Below are 16369 nucleotides of genomic sequence, written 5' to 3' on the forward strand. Positions count from 1 at the left end.
AAAAGGAAAAACATGTCCCAGCAACAGCGTTTCAAGGCTGCCGTGATTCAGGCGGCTTCCATTCCGACAGACAGCATTGCCAGCGCGCAAAAGGCGGCGTCATTGATCCGTCAGGCGGCGCAGCGGGGAGCGCGGGTGTTGGTGTTTCCCGAAGCCTTCCTGGGAGGGTATCCCAAGGGAAATTCCTTCGGCGCCCCTATCGGCATGCGCAAGCCCGAAGGCCGCGATGCCTATTCCCGGTATCACAGCCAGGCCATCCGTCTGGACGGCGAGGAAGTCGCGCTGGTGGCGCAGGCCGCGGCGGACACCGACAGTGTCGTGGTGATGGGCTGCATCGAGGCCGATGGCGGCACACTGTACTGCACGGTCCTGTATTTCAACGGCCGTGAAGGCCTGGCGGGCAAGCACCGCAAGTTGATGCCCACCGCCGGCGAACGCCTGATCTGGGGGTTCGGCGACGGCTCGACCTTGCCCGTCCTGGACACTCCGTTCGGCAAGGTCGGCGCCGTCATCTGCTGGGAAAACTACATGCCGATGCTGCGCATGTACATGTACAGCCAGGGCGTGGCGCTGTACTGCGCCCCGACCGCGGATGATCGTGATTCCTGGATTCCCAGCATGCGCCACATCGCACTGGAGGGGCGCTGCTATGTCCTGACCGCATGCCAGCACCTGCGTCGCAACGCTTATCCCGAGGACTTCGAGTGTGCGCTGGGCGACGCGCCCGACACCGTGCTGATGCGTGGCGGCAGCGCCATCATCGATCCTCTGGGCGAAGTGGTGGCGGGGCCGGATTTCGATGCCGAGACCATCCTGTACGCCGACATCGATCCCAATCAGATCCTGCGCGGCAAATACGACTTCGACGTGGCGGGCCATTACGCGCGTCCCGACGTGTTCCAGTTGCATGTCGATGTCGGCGAAAAGCGTGCGGTTTCCAGTCATTGCGCCGTTCGCCAACAGGAGGCCTGATTCATGCATTTCGACTTCAGCGCGCTGCCGGCGCAGACGGTCTATAACGTGCTGACATCCACCGTCACCCCGCGCCCGATCGCCTGGTTGACGACGCTGTCCGGCCAGGGAGTGGTAAACGCGGCGCCATTCAGCTTCTTCAATGTCATGGGCCATCAGCCGCCGACCGTCGCGATCGGCTTGATGCGTCATTCCAGCGGTGAACTGAAGGACTCCAGCGCCAACATCATCGAAAACGGCGAGTTCGTGGTGAACCTTGTGCCCGAGCCGCTGATCGAGCAGATGAATCAGACTTGCGCGGACTATCCGGCCGACGTCGATGAGCTGGCCGCGGCCGGGCTGACGGCCAGGCCCGCGCGAAGCGTGGCGCCTCCCTTGATAGACGGCTGCCCGGTGGCGCTCGAATGCATCAGTCAGGCAACGATCGTCACGGGGCCTCGCCAGCTGGTGGTGATTGGCCGGGTGTTGGGTGCTCATGTGTCCGATGCCTATGTGCTGGACGCACAGCGAGGGCACGTGGATACCCCGGCGATGGGGCTGGTCGCGCGCATGCATGGCGGCGGCTGGTACGCTCGTAGTACTGACCGCTTTCAGTTGACGCGGCCGTCCTCTCCTTGATTGGCTCCGCGGAACCTGCGGGTCAGGCAAACCCATGCGTCGGGCTGGCGCTACCTGAAAAACACCGATTCGATCCTGTTCCGGCCGCGTTGCTTGGCGTAATACAGCGCGCGATCGCTGCGGCTGAGCGCCAGTTCCGCGTCGTCGTCGTGCGTATGCAGCGCGGAAATGCCGATGCTGACCGTCAGCGGAATGCGCTGTCCGCCCGTCAGATAGGGCGTATCCGCGATGCGGCGCTGTACGTCGTGGGCGAACAGGTGCGCGCTTTCGATGTCGGTGTCCGGCAGCACGACGGCGAATTCCTCGCCGCCAATACGGCCCACCAGGTCGATCTCGCGCAACTGGGCACGCAGCATGCGGGCGAAGTGCTGCAGCACGCCGTCGCCGATGGCGTGGCCCCAGGTGTCGTTGATGTGCTTGAAGTGGTCCAGGTCGCACATCAGCACCGCCGAACCGTGGCCGCCGTCGCTCTTGATACGCGCAAGCTCCGCGGCGATGCGCGACATGAAATGGCGGCGGTTCGGCAGGCTGGTCAGCGCGTCGGTGGCGGCGAGTTCGCGCAATTCCAGTTCAGCGCGCTTGCGGTCGGTGATGTCCGTGACGAAGCCGTGCCAGACCACGCCCCCGCCGGCCTCGCGGCTCGGGCTGGCGTCGCCCAGCCGCCACCGCACCCCCTGTCGCGGCAGGCAAACGCGGAACTCCAGGTGCCAGCGCGTGAGCGCGGCGGTCGCCTGCTGCAGCGATGCCCGGTAGGCGGGCAGGTCCTCGGGATGGACGCGCTGTTCGATCGCGGTGGCGCTGGCGCGCACGTCGTCGGCGGTCAGCTCGAACATGTCGCGGATGCCGGCGCTGACATACGAGAACCTCGCGCCGCCCTCGGTCACGGCCTGGCACTGAAAGACCAGGCCGGGCACGGCGTCGGTGAGGTTGACGACCAGGTCCGCCGTGAGCTTGAGCCGTTCCGCCAGGGCGCGCACCGCGCTGATGTCGGTGGTGGTGCCCATCATGCGCAGCGCCTTGCCGGCCTCGTCGCGACTGACCACCTTGCCCCGGCTGCAGATCCACTTGTAGCTGCCATCCTTGCAGCGGATGCGGTGCTCGACCTCGTAGCTTTCGGTCTTGCCGTCGAAATGGTCCTGCATGGCGGCTTGCACGAAACCCAGGTCGTCCGGGTGCAGGCGCTGGTAGGCGTCTTCGATGCGGGTCGTGAGTTCGGACTCGGAATAGCCGAGCAAGGCCTTCCAGCCGGGCGAATAGGTGATCTCGCCGGTCACCACGTTGCGGTCCCAGACCCCCGTGCCGCTACCGGCGATGGCCAGCGACAACTTCCTGGCTTCCTCCCGCCAGGCGATTTCGTCGGCGCGCTCGCGCGCTTGGGGGGCGATAGCGGTCGCCGCGAGGTCCGCCAGGTCTTGCAGGTTCCGGCTGTCTTCATCCGTGAAAGCGCGATCCTGTCCGTGCAGCAGGCGCACGCTACCCAGCACGCGTCCGTCGGCGGCGCGGATGGGGGATTGCATGGACCATGGCTGCGGCGAAGCGGGGGGCGTGCCGGCCATCGCCTCGCATGCGCCCGCGGCGTCGGCGCGGGCAACGATCGCCGTGTCGACATTGAACAGTCGCCGCGCCAGGCGCGCCAGCCGCTCCAGGGCGCCGTCGGACCCGCCATGGCCGCTGCCCACGCCCTCGCCAGGAGGTCGGGTTGGAGGCGGATCGCCGATAACGGGCATTTCAGGACCTGATCAATACGGGGTTCGGCGGTACAGCCGTGACGCGGGTGCCCGATATTCTGTCACGTTCCTCGCGAAAATTGCATCATTTTGGCAGTGATTCGGGGCGCGTCATGAGACTTTCTGGCCGAGACTACCCGGCCGAGGCGCGCTGGCGCGTCAACGCCGATCCGGCCTCCCAGTGCATTTGCCCATGCTTTCCGGCATTGAAATCCTGGATTGCCAGGACGATCTCCGCCTGAGAATTCATCACAAACGGCCTCGATCGGCGTGAAAGTACGGACCGGAGACCGTTCTGGCTTCGATTCCGTTAGCCCTGTTCCCGCCGAAATTCTCGACGCACATGCTGATCGAAGACGCGTTCAAGGCCGCCAATGTGCAATTGCCGATAGCGGCGGAAACGGATAGCACGGAGTCGCTCCTGGCGGTCTCCGGGGATGGGCAGCTTGGGACATCGTTCCTGAAACGGCGGCGACGGGCTTCGGGCGCGGCAATTTCGTCCCTATCACGCAGCCGGAATTGTTTCGACAACTCCGCTTGCCGTGGCCGAAGGGAGCAGGGGGGACTCGCGCCGCGACGACTTTCGCCTGGATGCTCAAGGAGATATCCATGGCAGTGAGAAAGGGCCAGAACGTGTGAGCGTGGACGGATTGTTGCCCTGGTCGCCGACACGGATGCTGTTTAGAACCGCCTCTCCAGCATCAGGCTGACCTCGGTCCGGTCCCGCGCATACATGGGCAGATTGCTGGTGATCTTGAGGTAACTGAGGTTCAGCTTCGGCTCCATCCCGGCTATCTTGAGGTCCGTCCTCCAGACCGAGGCGTCCACGCGCAGTTCATGATCGCGCCGCCGCTGGTTCAGGAACAGGGCGTAGGGCGCCTCATACGCCTGGCGGCCATAGCGGGCGCTCAAGCGCGTGCCCAACATTTGCCCAAAGGTCTTGACCACGCCCAGCTGCGCCCAGGGAAAGCGATAGGTGTATTCGCCCGCCGCCACCGCCTCGCGCTGCAGCCCGACGCTGGCGTAAGCCAACAGCGCTGGCGAGAACACGCGGATGGCCGTCAGCGACAGCACGTCCAGATGGCCGTCATAGGCGGCATAGGCCCGATCGTCATAGCCGCGCTTGAGCCACAGCCAGGCCCCCATCAACTGCCACCCCGGCGTTGGCCGCCACCCGTACTCCAGGCTCAAGCCGCGGTTGTGGCTATAGCGCCGGCTGCCCATCCAGCTGCGGCCCGCCTGGGGCGTCGCGGCAAACCAGCGCGTGGCATCCTGCCACTTGTAGCCGCCGCGCAAGGTCAGGGAGCGGTCGCTGTAGTCGCGTTGCACGCGATACGCGGTGCCGTCGATATCCGCGCCCAGCGTGTAGTAGTGATGCCCGCCGAGATTGCGTTCGACATTGGCGCTGCTGCTGTATTTCAACCCCCAATCCGCCTTGGGCAACGCGTCGCGGCCCTTCGCGAACGGCACCCACAAGGGACCTTGCCGTGTCGCGACCGGCAGGTACAGCATCGGGTCGCGGTTGGCCGAATTGACGTTGTTGCTGTAGACCGTGCCCGCGCCCAGGCGGAAATTCCAGCGGCGCTGCTGCGCCAATGCCTGACGGTAAAGCATGACGCTGCGCTGCGCCGCCGGCTCCAGCGACCCCAGCCGCAGGTCGGCCAGCTCGGCGTCGGATTGCGCGAATTGGCGATCCTCCATCAGCATGGTGGCCAGTTCCAGCCGTACGTAGCCCAGGTCGGGATGCTGCGCCACCAGTTGGCGGTACAACGCGATGGCCTCGGCCAGCCGCCCGTCGTGGCGAAGCAGCGCGCCATGCACGTAGTCGCGCAGGATCGGATCGACGCCGGCGATCCAGGGGTAGAAGCGCATCACCCGACGCAGGGTGCTCCAGTCCTCTTGCAACATCGCCTGGTTGAGGATGCGTTCGGTCAGCTTGAGGTCGTCGGCCAGGTCCTGGTCGGTCAGTTCGACGGGGGGCTGGGCTGGTTGGGTGGGCTGGCGGTGCGTGATGGCGGGCGTGGGGCGAGGTGGAGGGGGGAGCGTCGGGGTGTCCGGCTCCAGGGGGCGGACGGGAGCGGGCAGGACGGCGGGTGACGGCGTGGCGGGTTGGGCCTGGAGCGTAAGCGGGTAGCCCGTGACCAACAGGCTGACGACGATTGCCGTGAACAGTGAATGACGGCGAGAGGGGTTGGACCAGAGAGGGTGCGGCACGGGTCTTCCGGATGCGGCGGCTTGAATAGGCAAAAGGACTGCAGGGGAATCCCTGCAGTCCGTGATGGGAGCGATCGCAATTCAATGGCGGCCAATATCAAATAGCAGTCCGATTTGGGTCGCTATCTATTTGATGTTGAAGAGATATTGCTCCGCCCTTCTAGTAGCGGTTACTGTTTTGCGCCGATGACCGCGACAGAGCCGACGCGGTCAGGCAGACCGTTGATGGCGCCTGCGATTTCCGCGCCGTTGGGGCCAAAGAGCGTCAGGTCATATTCCGGCTTCGCTACGAGACCACCGATTTCCTTCCACGCGTCGGGATTGCTGACGTCGTTCGTGGTGATAGTCACGTCTCCGGCGAAGACCAGACCGTTGCCGGTCGCATCCAAAGCCGTCGGATCCAGCTTGCCGTTATTGATGTTGAAGACAATGTCCTTGCCGGTCGAGGATATCTTGGCAGGAATCTTGATCTCGTCCAACGAGAATGACCCCTGGCCCGTGGCGGAGCTGGGGCCCGTTACCGTGACCTGGTAATCGAACATGCCACGCGGGAAGTTCGAGAAGGTCACACCGGCGTAGTTGTAGGTGCCATTTACCAGCGTGTCCGGCACGGTCTGTTCGCCGACGATGCTCTTGACGAAGTGGCGGCCCACTGTGCCACGTGCAAGGTTGACCACCGCCGCCGAATAGTTCTGGCGGTAGACGCGGTATACCACCGGAGACTTGACGCCGGCGGCCGCGGAATTGTCATTGGAGGTCAGGCTCAGATCATCGTTGCGACCTGTGCCTGCGGGGCCGTTCTTGCCGTACAGGGTGAAGGCTTGCAGGGAGTTCAGATCGAATACGTTGGAAATGCCTGTGCTGGCCTGAGTCGGAACGGCCGCGGAAGTGGAGGGACCGTAGGTCTGACCGTTGTAATTGAACGAGCCCTGGTAAACGACATTTGCTTGTTCTTCCAGGTTGCTGGGTTGGTCGAGGTCCAATTGGTTCCAGCCTGCGGAGGCGACGCCGGCGGATCCGGTCATCAGCAAGGCAGCGGAAAGTGAGGCGAGTTTGCGCATGGTCGTGTCCTTGAAAAGGGATGATGAACGATCCCCAGTGGCAACAAGGGTTGATTTTTGGGGACCTGGGTGAACCCGGCAGCCAGCGTTGTCGCCAGGACTGGGACCTGATCGGCTAGGATCCACACATCTAGGAGGACACGCGACCAGTGGTGAAAGTGCACGCCGTGTGGCAAACCCATGCAGCCTTTCGTCCGATTCGGTTATATGCGGCAGAGGACGGCTGCGCGTCGGATGATCCGGATACCTTCACAAGCGGTAGCTCAAGGTCAGCAACGCATTCCGTGGCGGTGCTGAATTAAAGGAGCGTTCATGCTGGTAGTAGACCTTGTCGAATATGTTGTTGACGTTCAGTTGCATGCTGAAGTGCCGGTCGATCTGGTAGCGCGCCATTAGGTCGACGACGTAGTAGGCGTCCTGTCGCATCAGGTAGTCCTGCTTGCGGTGCTCTAAGTCCATGGGAATCCAGGCGGACTGTGTGCGGCTCTGCCAGCGCACGCCCGCGCCCATGGTCAGGCGTTTGACGCGATAGGTGGTGAACAACTTGAAGGATTGTTCGGGCGCGCGATAGCTGCCGGTCAGGTCGTCAACCGCCGAAAACATGATCTCCCCCTTGAATGGCGGCAGGACCTGTTTTTGTTTGACGTAGCCCACGGCGATATTCCAGTCTTTCGTGATAGCGCCGGTGGCATTGAATTCCCATCCATAGACGCGCCAGCCGTTGTTGTCAGTAGTCGGGGCGTTGGGGTCGTAGCTTTGAAAGGGAAAGTCCTTTTGTGTCATCCTGAAGTAGGATGCTGCGATATTGAGGCGTTCGTCGAAAAATGCGCCTTTGAGGCCTCCCTCCTCGGTGATCGAGCGCACCGGGGGGAGGTAATCGCCGGTAATGGCGTTGGTGCCACCGTTTGAACCGTTATAGACGGGGTCGCGCACGTAGGACGTTGTATAGCTGCCGTAGGCATTGATCTGCGGCGTCAGTTCGACGATCAGACCGCCATAGGGCAGGAACTTCGGGCGCATGGTGGGGTTGGTGGAATTGGGAAGGAAGTGGGTGGAGTTGCAGTGGTCGACTAGACAGTCGGTGTCGACATGGTCCGTCTCCACATCCTTGGCCCAACGCCCGCCCAGAATGAGATGAACGCGCGAAATCGGTCGCAAATGGCTGCTGAAGTAGTACCCGGTTTGCCGGCGCTTGGTGATATATCGTTCCCTGGCGCTGTACATGTCCCTGCGGGAGCCGGCCAACTCTGATTCCTCGGGAAGGCGAGAGGTCCAGCCTTTGATGGGAATTGCACCTATCGACGTGCGGTCCATGGGCGACCTCGGTGGGAGGCAAGAGCGATTGCGGCGGCCACATGACTCGAAAGCGAGTAGGGGGTATTCCGCCGTCCCGAAGGAATCATAGCCACCGTAGACCATGTGATTCACGTTATAGGCATTGGCGCCCACGACGAATTCCTGGTCTCGGCCGAATGCCTCAATACGGCCTTTCAGGTGAACATCCACGGCATTGACGATGTTCTCTTGATGGTCGCGTTTGGCAACGTAGCTGGCCAACCCCGCTTGGGGCACGTAATAGCGGGATCCCATTTCCCCGTACAACTGGTCGTCCATGTTGCTGGCATGGTTGTAGCTGGCCTTGAATGACCAGTCGTCGTTGAAATCATGGTCCCAGGTGAGAAACAGATTGGTGTAATTACGATGGGTGTGTGACCAAGGGGTTGCGTTATTGAAGCCGCGCGAGACGCCTCTGGTTGGCAATACGCTGTCGCCTGGTGGCAGGTCGCGTATGCCCTCCGGTAGAAATTCTTTTTCTCCAGGCCGGAATCTGTTGTTTGACACTTCCGAATACCTCGCCAAGCCATGCGGCGAGGCCCCGTCCAGCTTGAAGTCGAATTGCGTCACGCCGGCGCTGATGCGGTTGTTCTCCGTCACATCCAATTGCCCGATCAGCGACACCGCGCCTCGATTGCTCTTGACCCGCTCGACCCAGTGATTACCCTTTTGCATGGCTGCCGCCAGCCGCACCCGGAACCGGTCGTTGACCGGCGTGGAGAGGTCCAGCTCGGCGCGGCGATTATTCCAGCTGCCGTATTTCAAATTCGCCGACAGGTGACGATCCAGGTAGGGATACTTGCGCACGAAGTTCAGGCTGGCCGACGCATCGCCTTCGCCGCCGGTCAGGCTGTTGGAGCCGCGGATCACATCGATGCGCTCGTACAGAAAGGAATCCTGCAGCCCGATGTTGCCGTTGGCGGAGCCGGACAGTATGTAGCTGCTGGCCATGACGCCATCCAGTTGCACCGAAGTGACCGGAAAAGTCCGTGAATAGACAGGTTGGTTCCCGGCGCCCGCCACGCCGGCGGTAATCAGTGTGATGCCTGGCGTCTGGTCCAGCACTTCACTGACCGTCAACAACCCCTGATCCTGAATCTGCTGCGCCGTGAACGTGGTGATGCTCTGCGGCGTTTCCTTTGGCGCCAGGTCTAGCTTGGTGGCGCTGGACGTGCTGCTGACGGTGTAGCCCCGGTTGGGCGCGTCGCCTTCGCGGTAGCCGCTGACGGTGACGGCGTTCAGCTGGGTCACATCGGTGGCGTCCTCGCCTGCCGCCTTCGGCAAGCCGCGCAGCATGTAGCGCCCCGGCGCACGCGCCACCGCTTCGAATCCGCTGCCTTGGAGGATGCGGCGGAAACCCGCCTCCACCTCAACACTTCCCCGCAACCCGGCGGATTCCTTTCCCGCAAGCAGCGAGGCGTCGAACGACAGGCTGACGTCGACCGCCTGCGCGTACTGGTTCAGCACCGTGGTCAGCGGACCGGCCGGGATGTCCACCTGCAAGGTGCTGGCGGCGAGGGCTGCCGAGGGCGTTTGCGCGTGGGCGGCGCGCAGCGGCGTGAAGGCGGCCAACAGGCATATGAGCGTGAGATTCAGCGTGAACTGGCGCGCGCCCGGCGCGGCAGGGTGCGAGGAGCGGCCAGGCGCGCAGGCCGGTGAAGTGGAGGGGTGATCGTGCATGGACATATCGCGGCATAGTGATTGAACGGGAAGCGAGGCCATGGCCGGAACCGGTTCGGTTCGCGTCCATGGCGAGCGCCATCGTCATTGAGGACACGCGACGTACTACGAAAGTGCAAATGCGATTTAAAAAAATACTTATGTGATCGCTTTTACGCTTGACCCGTGGCGTCGGGCACGAGGCCGCCGCCTGCGCCACCGCCCCGGCTACGCCCCTGGGCGCGCCAGCACCGTCACCCAGTAGCGCGTATGCCGCCGCACCTGCACAGGGAAACTGTCCGAGATTGCTTCCAGCGCCTCGTCGGTGTCCCGCAATGAGAAGACCCCGGAGACCTTCAGATCGGCCACCGCCGGATCGCACCGCAGAATGCCGGGCCGATAACGCGCCAGTTCGGCGACGACCTCGGCCAGTGGCCGATCCTCTACAACCAGACGGCCATGCAGCCAAGCCTGCGCATCCAAGGACGCGGCGCCCACCGGCCCCGCGCCGTCGGCATCGAACGACACCGCCTGACCGGCGCGCAGCAGCACCGCAGGGATGCGGATCGAAGGGTGATTCTGCGTCTGGCCAGGCAGGATGGTGGCCGAATGTTGCAACACCTGCACCCGCGTGTCGCGGGTATCCAGCCGCACCGTGAAGCGGGCCTCCTGCGGCAGGATGTCGCCATGCGGCGTGCTGACGACGAACGGGCGCGGCATGGCCCGCGAGGTCTGGTCCTGATGGACCTGCATCAGGATCTCGCCGGCACGCAGCACCACCCGACGCCGCGCGTCGCTGAAATCCAGCGTCACGCGGGTGGCGGTGTTTAGATAGAGCTGCGAGCCGTCGTCCAGTTGAAATTGGCGCAGCTCGCCGGTCGCGGTCTGCCAGATGTCCGACTCCCCTGACCGCATGACGCCATAGGTGCCGGTGGCCAGCAGGCCCATCCCCATCAACGACAGCAGGCTGCGGCGCTGCGCGCGCCGGCGCGCGGACGGGGTGAGCACGGCCGTGGCGACATTAGCCGGCACGCGGCTGAAGGCGCCCCGCATCTTCTGCAGCCGTTCCCAGGCCTGGCGATGCGTCGGGCTGGCGTCGAGCCAGGCCTGCCAGTCAACGCGATCGCGCGGCGTCGCGTCTTCGGCCATGAGGCAGGCAAACCAGCGGGCGGCTTCGTGTACGGCCGATTCCTCGGCGGACGACGGCGGGCGGGACTCGGCCATGCAACCTGCCGGGGGATCAGAAGGCCGCCAGGCAGCAGTGCGCCATGGCGCGCGCGATGTAGTTCTTCACCGTGCGCAGCGAGACATTCAGATTCACGGCGATCTGCGTGTAGGGCAACCCCTGGAACTGCGATAGCACCAGGGCCTGCCGCACCTTCGGGTCGAGGCCGTCGAGCATGCGATCGAACTCGAACAACGCCTCGCGCACCAGGGCCTGGGTTTCGAGGGAAGGCACCTGTTGCGAAGGCAGGGAGGCCAGGACTTCGAGATAGGCGATTTCCAGCGCCTGCCGCCGGTAGAAATTGGCCACCAGCCGTCCGGCCACGGTAGCCAGATAGGCGCGCGGTTCGCGCAGGGGGGATGTGTCGATGTGGAGGGGAGTGGCGGCGCACAGCACGCGGACGAAAGTGTCCTGGGTCAGATCGTCGGCGTCTTCGGCGCGGCGGACTTTAGTGCGAAGCCAGTTGCGCAGCCAACCGTGATGCTCGCGGTATAGGCCACCGACCTGGTGGGCGGTGGGGGCGAGGCACTTTTTCATGGTGGGGACGGCGGGGAGTGAAGTGCGAATGGGAAGTGTTTTGTTTTTATAGTCGATGGGGTAGGGGGATGGGCGGGGGGCTGGGGGAAATCGGGTTTGTCTGAGGTGGGAGGGCGGCGTCGTGGCTGTCGGGGAAGTGCTTGGTCAGCTTAATGTGGGTCACTGATGTGATTTGGCAACGACCGCTGCCGGCCAGAAGCAGACGCTCGCAGGCGATTTTCCAAAGCTGCCCTCCGCGCAGCTCAGACTGAAATGCATCATCGACGCCTAGGATTCTGCAATCTTCGAGCCCGTGAAGCATCACTTCCAATCTGCGTGTGGAAACCATATCACGACTGGGCAGCGACAGGAACTCGAAATGGCGCTCCCAGCCGATTGAACGCGTTCATTGCGGCGATCGTGATCGTGAGATCAACCAGATCCTTGGGCGCGAATTGTGCCGAGGCGGCGGCATACGCTTCATCAGACGCGTGCGTCTCGCTGACACGGGTCACCTCTTCAGCCCAGGCTAGCGCGGCGCGCTCCTGCTCAGAGAACAAATGGTGCACCTCGTCCCATACCGGTACCAAACTGATCTTGTCGATCGACATGGTTTTTCTTAGATCGCGACTATGCATATCGATGCAGTGTGCGCAGCCATTGATTTGCGAAACGCGGAGGAACACGAGGTGCACGAGTTCCTCCGGAAGGTTCGTCCTCCTCGTGACATAGTGGTGGATACCGAAAAGTGCCTTTGCGCCTTCAGGTGCGATCTCTTGCCAGTTCAAACGGGTCATCACAGTCCTTTGCTGTTGTTTATGATTGTCGGATCGCGGCCAGCGCGCCCCGAAGGCCGCCTATCGACTTCGACCGCGATCCATGACATAAGCAGACGTTACTCCACCGGCTGTTGGAGAAACAGGCCCAAAAACTGCCGAAACGACTGACCCAAGATGACTGACTTAAGTACGTTCGATGCACTGTCGATTCAGGTGGACCGAGCCGCCGTCGCGGCAATCGGCGAGCAGATCCATGCGAGCCTGCGACAGGCGATCCTCGACGGCCGGCTTGCGCCAGGACAGCGTTTGCCTTCCGGTCGAGACCTCGCCGCGCAGCTTGGTGTCGCGCGCGGCACAATCCGCGTGGCATACGATCGGCTAATCGCCGAGAACCTGGTATTCGGTGCCGGCCCCGCTGGAACGCGCGTAAGCGCTCGGCCGCCTACCATCGAAGCGGTCGACGACTTGCCAATCGACGGACCTTTGGCGGCTTTCAACCGTCCATTTTCGAGCGCCCCACGGCCCTTCCAAATGGGCGTACCCGCTCATGACGCTTTTCCAGCCAAGCTGTGGGCCCGCATGCGAGCGCGTGCCCTACGCGACGACGCGAGCACTAACACGGCCTACGCTGACCCGCGAGGCGAACCCGTGCTGCGGGCCCAGATCGCGAGCCACCTTGCCATCAGCCGACAAATGCAATGCCATCCCGATCAAATCATCGTCACCGGTGGATACCGGCAGGGCCTGCTGCTTGCCCTCACGGCGCTACGCGCCCAAGGGCGCAAGGCGTGGATCGAAGAGCCAGGTTATCCGCTGGGAAGGCGCGGGCTCGAGCTAATCGGCGCCACGCTCGAACCTGTGGCTGTTGACGCCGAGGGGCTGCGCGTGGACGATGGCATCGCCCGGGCCCCAGACGCCATGCTGGCACTGGTCACCCCAGGCCAACACGCACCGCTAGGCGTGACCCTATCGCGCGCACGAAGACACGCCTTGCTCGACTGGGCGGCGTCAAGTGGCGCCTGGATCATCGAAGATGACTATCTTGGGGAACTTCAGCTCGACGGTAGGGCTGCACCGGCCCTTGCCTCAGGCGCAGGCGCCGAGCGTGTGATTCACATCGGGTCGTTCAGCAAAACGCTCAGTCCGACGCTCGGCCTCGGTTTCGTCGTCGCCCCACGTTCGCTGGCGGAACGTCTGGTCGAGGTTGCCGCCGTGTTGGCCCCGGCTCCGAACCGGATCACCCAGTTGGCTGTTATGGAGTTTCTATCCAATGGGCACTTCCTGCGGCACCTGCGGCAGATGAAGGCTCTCTATGCCGAGCGCCGCAACCTCGCGCTAACGCATGTAAACAGGCTTCTGCCGGGCACGCTGGCGGCTGGCCTGGGCGTGATCGCACCGCTGCCACAGATTGCCGACGACATCGCCGTGGTGCGTATCGCCCGCGCACATGGCCTCGCGCCCTCGGCGCTCTCCGCTTGGCACCTTAGCCGCGGGTACGCTCAACGTGGCTTGCTACTCAGCGTGACGAACCTGCACCCCCACAACATAGAAACCGCATGCGTGACGCTTGCAAGAATCGTTGCGTCTCATTGAATCCTGGACCGCATATCCCCGTGGATCATGCACGCGGCGTCGGAGCGTCCGGTTCTCGCGGAAACTGACGTCCGCGGTCGTCGGCGAAGTTCCGCCGACGGCCAGGAGCCGCCGTTCGCGGACGGTATAGCAAAGCATCGCGCTCTCGCGGCCCCGCGCGGCCGGATTTGCGGCACCCACCCGGACAGTGAAACCTGCCTTACGCAGCAGCGCGTCGCCTTCAAATCGCATAAATGCCGTTGTCTCGCCCCGACGCCTGCTCGAACGCTCGCGCCGTCTCGTCGGGTATTTCCATGCCGATCACGTCGTATTTCCACCCTCGCCTCGGCGGCCATGGCACATCGATCAATGCGAGCTGCCGCTTTTTATAGCCACCTTTGGGGGTTTGCCACTGCAGCAGCCAATCGTCGGTGATGGTCATATCGGCACTCCTCGAAAGTGAGCGCACAGGTTCTTATGGTGCTTCTTCTCTGGGCACATGAGGCCCGCTCCTGATATGGATTCTCCGTCGGGTCTGTGGGCGCGTCAACAGCCCGCTTGCCATGCCTGGACGCGAGGCTGTTTGAAAGGCAGCCTGAAGCCGGGGTGCCTGCCAGATAAAGAACTGCCGATTGGCCACTTTGGGTCGGAAGCTGGCATCCGCGCGGGGCAGCTTCCGGCCAAAGACGGGCTTGAGTCCGCGAGGGACGGGTTTTCAATCAAGGCGGGCCTATCCGCAATTTTGTGTGCGGGGCATATCATGAGGACTAAAGATCATGGATATGCCGATGAAGAAGAAACGCACAGCAGCCGCTCAGGCGGCGGATCGTAATGCCACTTTCACGTAACTCCATAGCCCAACAAAAAGCCGCGTTCCCCAACCCAGGAAACGCGGCCTCATCCAGCAGGACCGACCAGCTATCGCCGGTCCCGCCCTTTAATGCATCTGCCCATACTTCCCGGCATTGAAGTCCTGGATCGCCTCGACGATCTCCGCCTGCGAATTCATCACAAACGGCCCGTATCCCACCACCGGCTCGTCGATCGGCTCGCCGCTCAACACCAGGAACACGGCGTCGTTGTTGGCTTCGACCGTGATCTCGTCGCCATCCTGCGAGAACAGCGTCAGTTGCGCGTCGCGCGCCACGGCTTCGCCGTTGACCAGCACCGTGCCGCGCAGCATCACCAGCATGCTGTTGCGGCCCGTCGGGATCGCGAAGGTCGCGGTCTTGCCGGCGGACAGGCGCACGTCCCACACGTCGATCGGCGTGAAGGTGCGCGCCGGACCGGTCTGGCCGCCGTAGCTGCCGGCGATGACGCGCAGCGAGCCGGCATCGCCAGGCAGCGACACCACCGGGATATCCGCGTTCAGCAGGCTCTGGTAGCCGGCCGGCGCCTTCTTGTCCTTGGCCGGCAGATTGACCCACAACTGCACCATCTCCAGCTCGCCGCCCTGGCGGGTGAACGCGGGGGAGTGGAACTCTTCATGCAGGATACCCGAGGCGGCCGTCATCCACTGCACGTCGCCAGGCCCGATGACGCCGCCGTTGCCGGTGGAGTCGCGGTGCTCGACCTCGCCGCTGTAGACGATGGTCACGGTTTCGAAGCCGCGGTGCGGATGCTGGCCGACGCCGCGCGGTTGCGTGGCCGGCGCAAATTGCGCCGGGCCGGCGTAGTCCAGGAGCAGGAACGGGCTGACGTTCTTGCCCTTGTCGTTGTACGAGAACATCGAGCGCACCGGAAAGCCGTCGCCCACCCAGTGGGGACGCGGGCTGGCATGCACACCCAGAATCTTCTTCATGATCGTCATTCCTGTTGCGCGGCCCCTGCGGGGCCGTTCGTCATACCCATCAAGATAAGGGCGGGAGGCCGCTTTCGGTAGTCCCCGCCATTGATAAGCACTGTTCCAGGAATAGGACACTGATAGCGCCAGACCTGGGCTGGTGTTGCCAGTGAGGCACGCGCGGAGCCGGGAGGATTCCGGGCCCGGACCCGTTCCGGTGGCCGGCGCGGGCGGCGGCGGAAGGCCCGCGAACCCGGGTATTCTTGCGCCATGCAACGAATTGCCGATACCACCGTGGCCGACCGATATGCCCACGTCCAGGGCTTCGCCCCGGTTGCCGCCGCCGACGCCCGCATCCTGGTGCTGGGCTCCATGCCCGGCGTCGCCTCGCTGCGGCAGGCGCGTTATTACGCCCATCCGCGCAACGCCTTCTGGCCCATCGCGGGCCAGGTGCTGGGGTTCGATCCCGCCGCCGACTACCCGCGGCGCCTGCAAGCGCTGCGATTCGCCGGCGTCGCGCTCTGGGACGTGCTGCAGGCCTGCGAACGGCCGGGCAGCCTGGATGCGGACATCCGCGGCGATACCCTGGTGCCCAACGACTTCGCGGCGTTCCTGTTGGCGCATCCGCGCCTGGTGCGGGTCTGCTTCAACGGCGCCAAGGCGGCCAGCCTCTACCGCCGCCATGTGTTGCCGCGCCTGCCGGCGCGGCCGCTGGAATACGTCGACCTGCCATCCACCAGCCCGGCCCACGCGGCCGCGTCGTTCGAGAAGAAGCTGGCCGCCTGGCGCGAGGCGTTGACGGTGCCTGCCTGATCCTGCGCCCGGGCGCTGGCGTCGCCCGGGCAGCGACGCACGGCGGGAGATCTCGCGCCGAAGGGGCAACGGGAACAGCGGGAGGCGGGCGTGGA

At 63.9% G+C, this 16369-nt stretch carries 13 protein-coding genes; 4 read left to right on the forward strand and 9 right to left on the reverse strand.

The window, feature by feature from the left end; all coding sequences use genetic code 11:
* Positions 1-12: 12 nt before the first annotated feature.
* Together AAID08_RS10480 and AAID08_RS10485 are read left to right on the forward strand one after the other, a co-directional pair.
* Positions 13-972 (forward strand): carbon-nitrogen hydrolase family protein, encoded by a 960-nt coding sequence (locus AAID08_RS10480; RefSeq protein WP_054504016.1) that lies wholly within the window; start codon positions 13-15, stop codon positions 970-972.
* Positions 973-975: 3 nt separating this feature from the next.
* Positions 976-1590: a flavin reductase family protein gene (locus AAID08_RS10485; RefSeq protein WP_054504017.1), complete on the forward strand. Its 615-nt coding sequence runs from the start codon at positions 976-978 to the stop codon at positions 1588-1590.
* 50 nt (positions 1591-1640) lie between these two features.
* Here the strand turns inward: AAID08_RS10485 and AAID08_RS10490 are convergent, their stop codons facing one another.
* From AAID08_RS10490 to AAID08_RS10520, 7 genes are all read right to left on the reverse strand, one after another.
* Positions 1641-3269, reverse strand: a complete 1629-nt coding sequence (locus AAID08_RS10490) for a diguanylate cyclase (protein WP_395757616.1) — start codon at positions 3267-3269, stop codon at positions 1641-1643.
* A gap of 729 nt (positions 3270-3998) precedes the next feature.
* Positions 3999-5531 (reverse strand): surface lipoprotein assembly modifier, encoded by a 1533-nt coding sequence (locus AAID08_RS10495; RefSeq protein ID WP_258955795.1) that lies wholly within the window; start codon positions 5529-5531, stop codon positions 3999-4001.
* Positions 5532-5701: 170 nt separating this feature from the next.
* Positions 5702-6592: a hypothetical protein gene (locus AAID08_RS10500; RefSeq protein WP_054504021.1), complete on the reverse strand. Its 891-nt coding sequence runs from the start codon at positions 6590-6592 to the stop codon at positions 5702-5704.
* A 249-nt stretch (positions 6593-6841) separates the two neighbouring features.
* Positions 6842-9607, reverse strand: coding sequence for a TonB-dependent siderophore receptor (locus AAID08_RS10505; RefSeq protein WP_395757617.1), 2766 nt, complete (start codon positions 9605-9607; stop codon positions 6842-6844).
* 207 nt (positions 9608-9814) lie between these two features.
* Complete coding sequence (locus AAID08_RS10510) at positions 9815-10810, reverse strand: FecR domain-containing protein (protein WP_054504023.1); 996 nt, start codon at positions 10808-10810, stop codon at positions 9815-9817.
* A gap of 16 nt (positions 10811-10826) precedes the next feature.
* Positions 10827-11348 (reverse strand): sigma-70 family RNA polymerase sigma factor, encoded by a 522-nt coding sequence (locus AAID08_RS10515; protein WP_054504024.1) that lies wholly within the window; start codon positions 11346-11348, stop codon positions 10827-10829.
* Positions 11349-11677: 329 nt separating this feature from the next.
* Positions 11678-12124, reverse strand: coding sequence for a carboxymuconolactone decarboxylase family protein (locus AAID08_RS10520; RefSeq protein WP_029580638.1), 447 nt, complete (start codon positions 12122-12124; stop codon positions 11678-11680).
* A gap of 156 nt (positions 12125-12280) precedes the next feature.
* Between AAID08_RS10520 and AAID08_RS10525 the strand changes: the two genes are divergently transcribed.
* Positions 12281-13699, forward strand: a complete 1419-nt coding sequence (locus AAID08_RS10525; RefSeq protein ID WP_045953178.1) for a PLP-dependent aminotransferase family protein — start codon at positions 12281-12283, stop codon at positions 13697-13699.
* A 220-nt stretch (positions 13700-13919) separates the two neighbouring features.
* On the opposite strand, the gene AAID08_RS10530 is transcribed toward AAID08_RS10525, so the two are convergent.
* Both AAID08_RS10530 and AAID08_RS10535 read right to left on the reverse strand, forming a co-directional pair.
* Positions 13920-14120, reverse strand: coding sequence for a hypothetical protein (locus tag AAID08_RS10530; RefSeq protein WP_054485608.1), 201 nt, complete (start codon positions 14118-14120; stop codon positions 13920-13922).
* Positions 14121-14615: 495 nt separating this feature from the next.
* Positions 14616-15479, reverse strand: a complete 864-nt coding sequence (locus AAID08_RS10535; RefSeq protein WP_064522632.1) for a pirin family protein — start codon at positions 15477-15479, stop codon at positions 14616-14618.
* 252 nt (positions 15480-15731) lie between these two features.
* On the opposite strand from AAID08_RS10535, the gene AAID08_RS10540 reads away from it, so the two are divergent.
* Entirely contained in the window at positions 15732-16274 is a 543-nt protein-coding gene (locus AAID08_RS10540; protein ID WP_054504027.1) for a DNA-deoxyinosine glycosylase, read from the forward strand.
* Positions 16275-16369: the final 95 nt, after the last annotated feature.

The organism is Achromobacter sp. EB05, from assembly GCF_044232075.1.
Taxonomy (GTDB): domain Bacteria; phylum Pseudomonadota; class Gammaproteobacteria; order Burkholderiales; family Burkholderiaceae_B; genus Achromobacter; species Achromobacter dolens.

Coding starts and splice junctions, on each gene's coding strand:
- AAID08_RS10500 (WP_054504021.1), bottom strand. CDS start 6,592: ATGCGCAAACTCGCCTCACTTTCCGCTGCCTTGCTGATGACCGGATCC.
- AAID08_RS10525 (WP_045953178.1), top strand. CDS start 12,281: ATGACTGACTTAAGTACGTTCGATGCACTGTCGATTCAGGTGGACCGA.
- AAID08_RS10520 (WP_029580638.1), bottom strand. CDS start 12,124: ATGACCCGTTTGAACTGGCAAGAGATCGCACCTGAAGGCGCAAAGGCA.
- AAID08_RS10535 (WP_064522632.1), bottom strand. CDS start 15,479: ATGAAGAAGATTCTGGGTGTGCATGCCAGCCCGCGTCCCCACTGGGTG.
- AAID08_RS10515 (WP_054504024.1), bottom strand. CDS start 11,348: ATGAAAAAGTGCCTCGCCCCCACCGCCCACCAGGTCGGTGGCCTATAC.
- AAID08_RS10485 (WP_054504017.1), top strand. CDS start 976: ATGCATTTCGACTTCAGCGCGCTGCCGGCGCAGACGGTCTATAACGTG.
- AAID08_RS10505 (WP_395757617.1), bottom strand. CDS start 9,607: ATGCACGATCACCCCTCCACTTCACCGGCCTGCGCGCCTGGCCGCTCC.
- AAID08_RS10530 (WP_054485608.1), bottom strand. CDS start 14,120: ATGACCATCACCGACGATTGGCTGCTGCAGTGGCAAACCCCCAAAGGT.
- AAID08_RS10510 (WP_054504023.1), bottom strand. CDS start 10,810: ATGGCCGAGTCCCGCCCGCCGTCGTCCGCCGAGGAATCGGCCGTACAC.
- AAID08_RS10540 (WP_054504027.1), top strand. CDS start 15,732: ATGCAACGAATTGCCGATACCACCGTGGCCGACCGATATGCCCACGTC.
- AAID08_RS10480 (WP_054504016.1), top strand. CDS start 13: ATGTCCCAGCAACAGCGTTTCAAGGCTGCCGTGATTCAGGCGGCTTCC.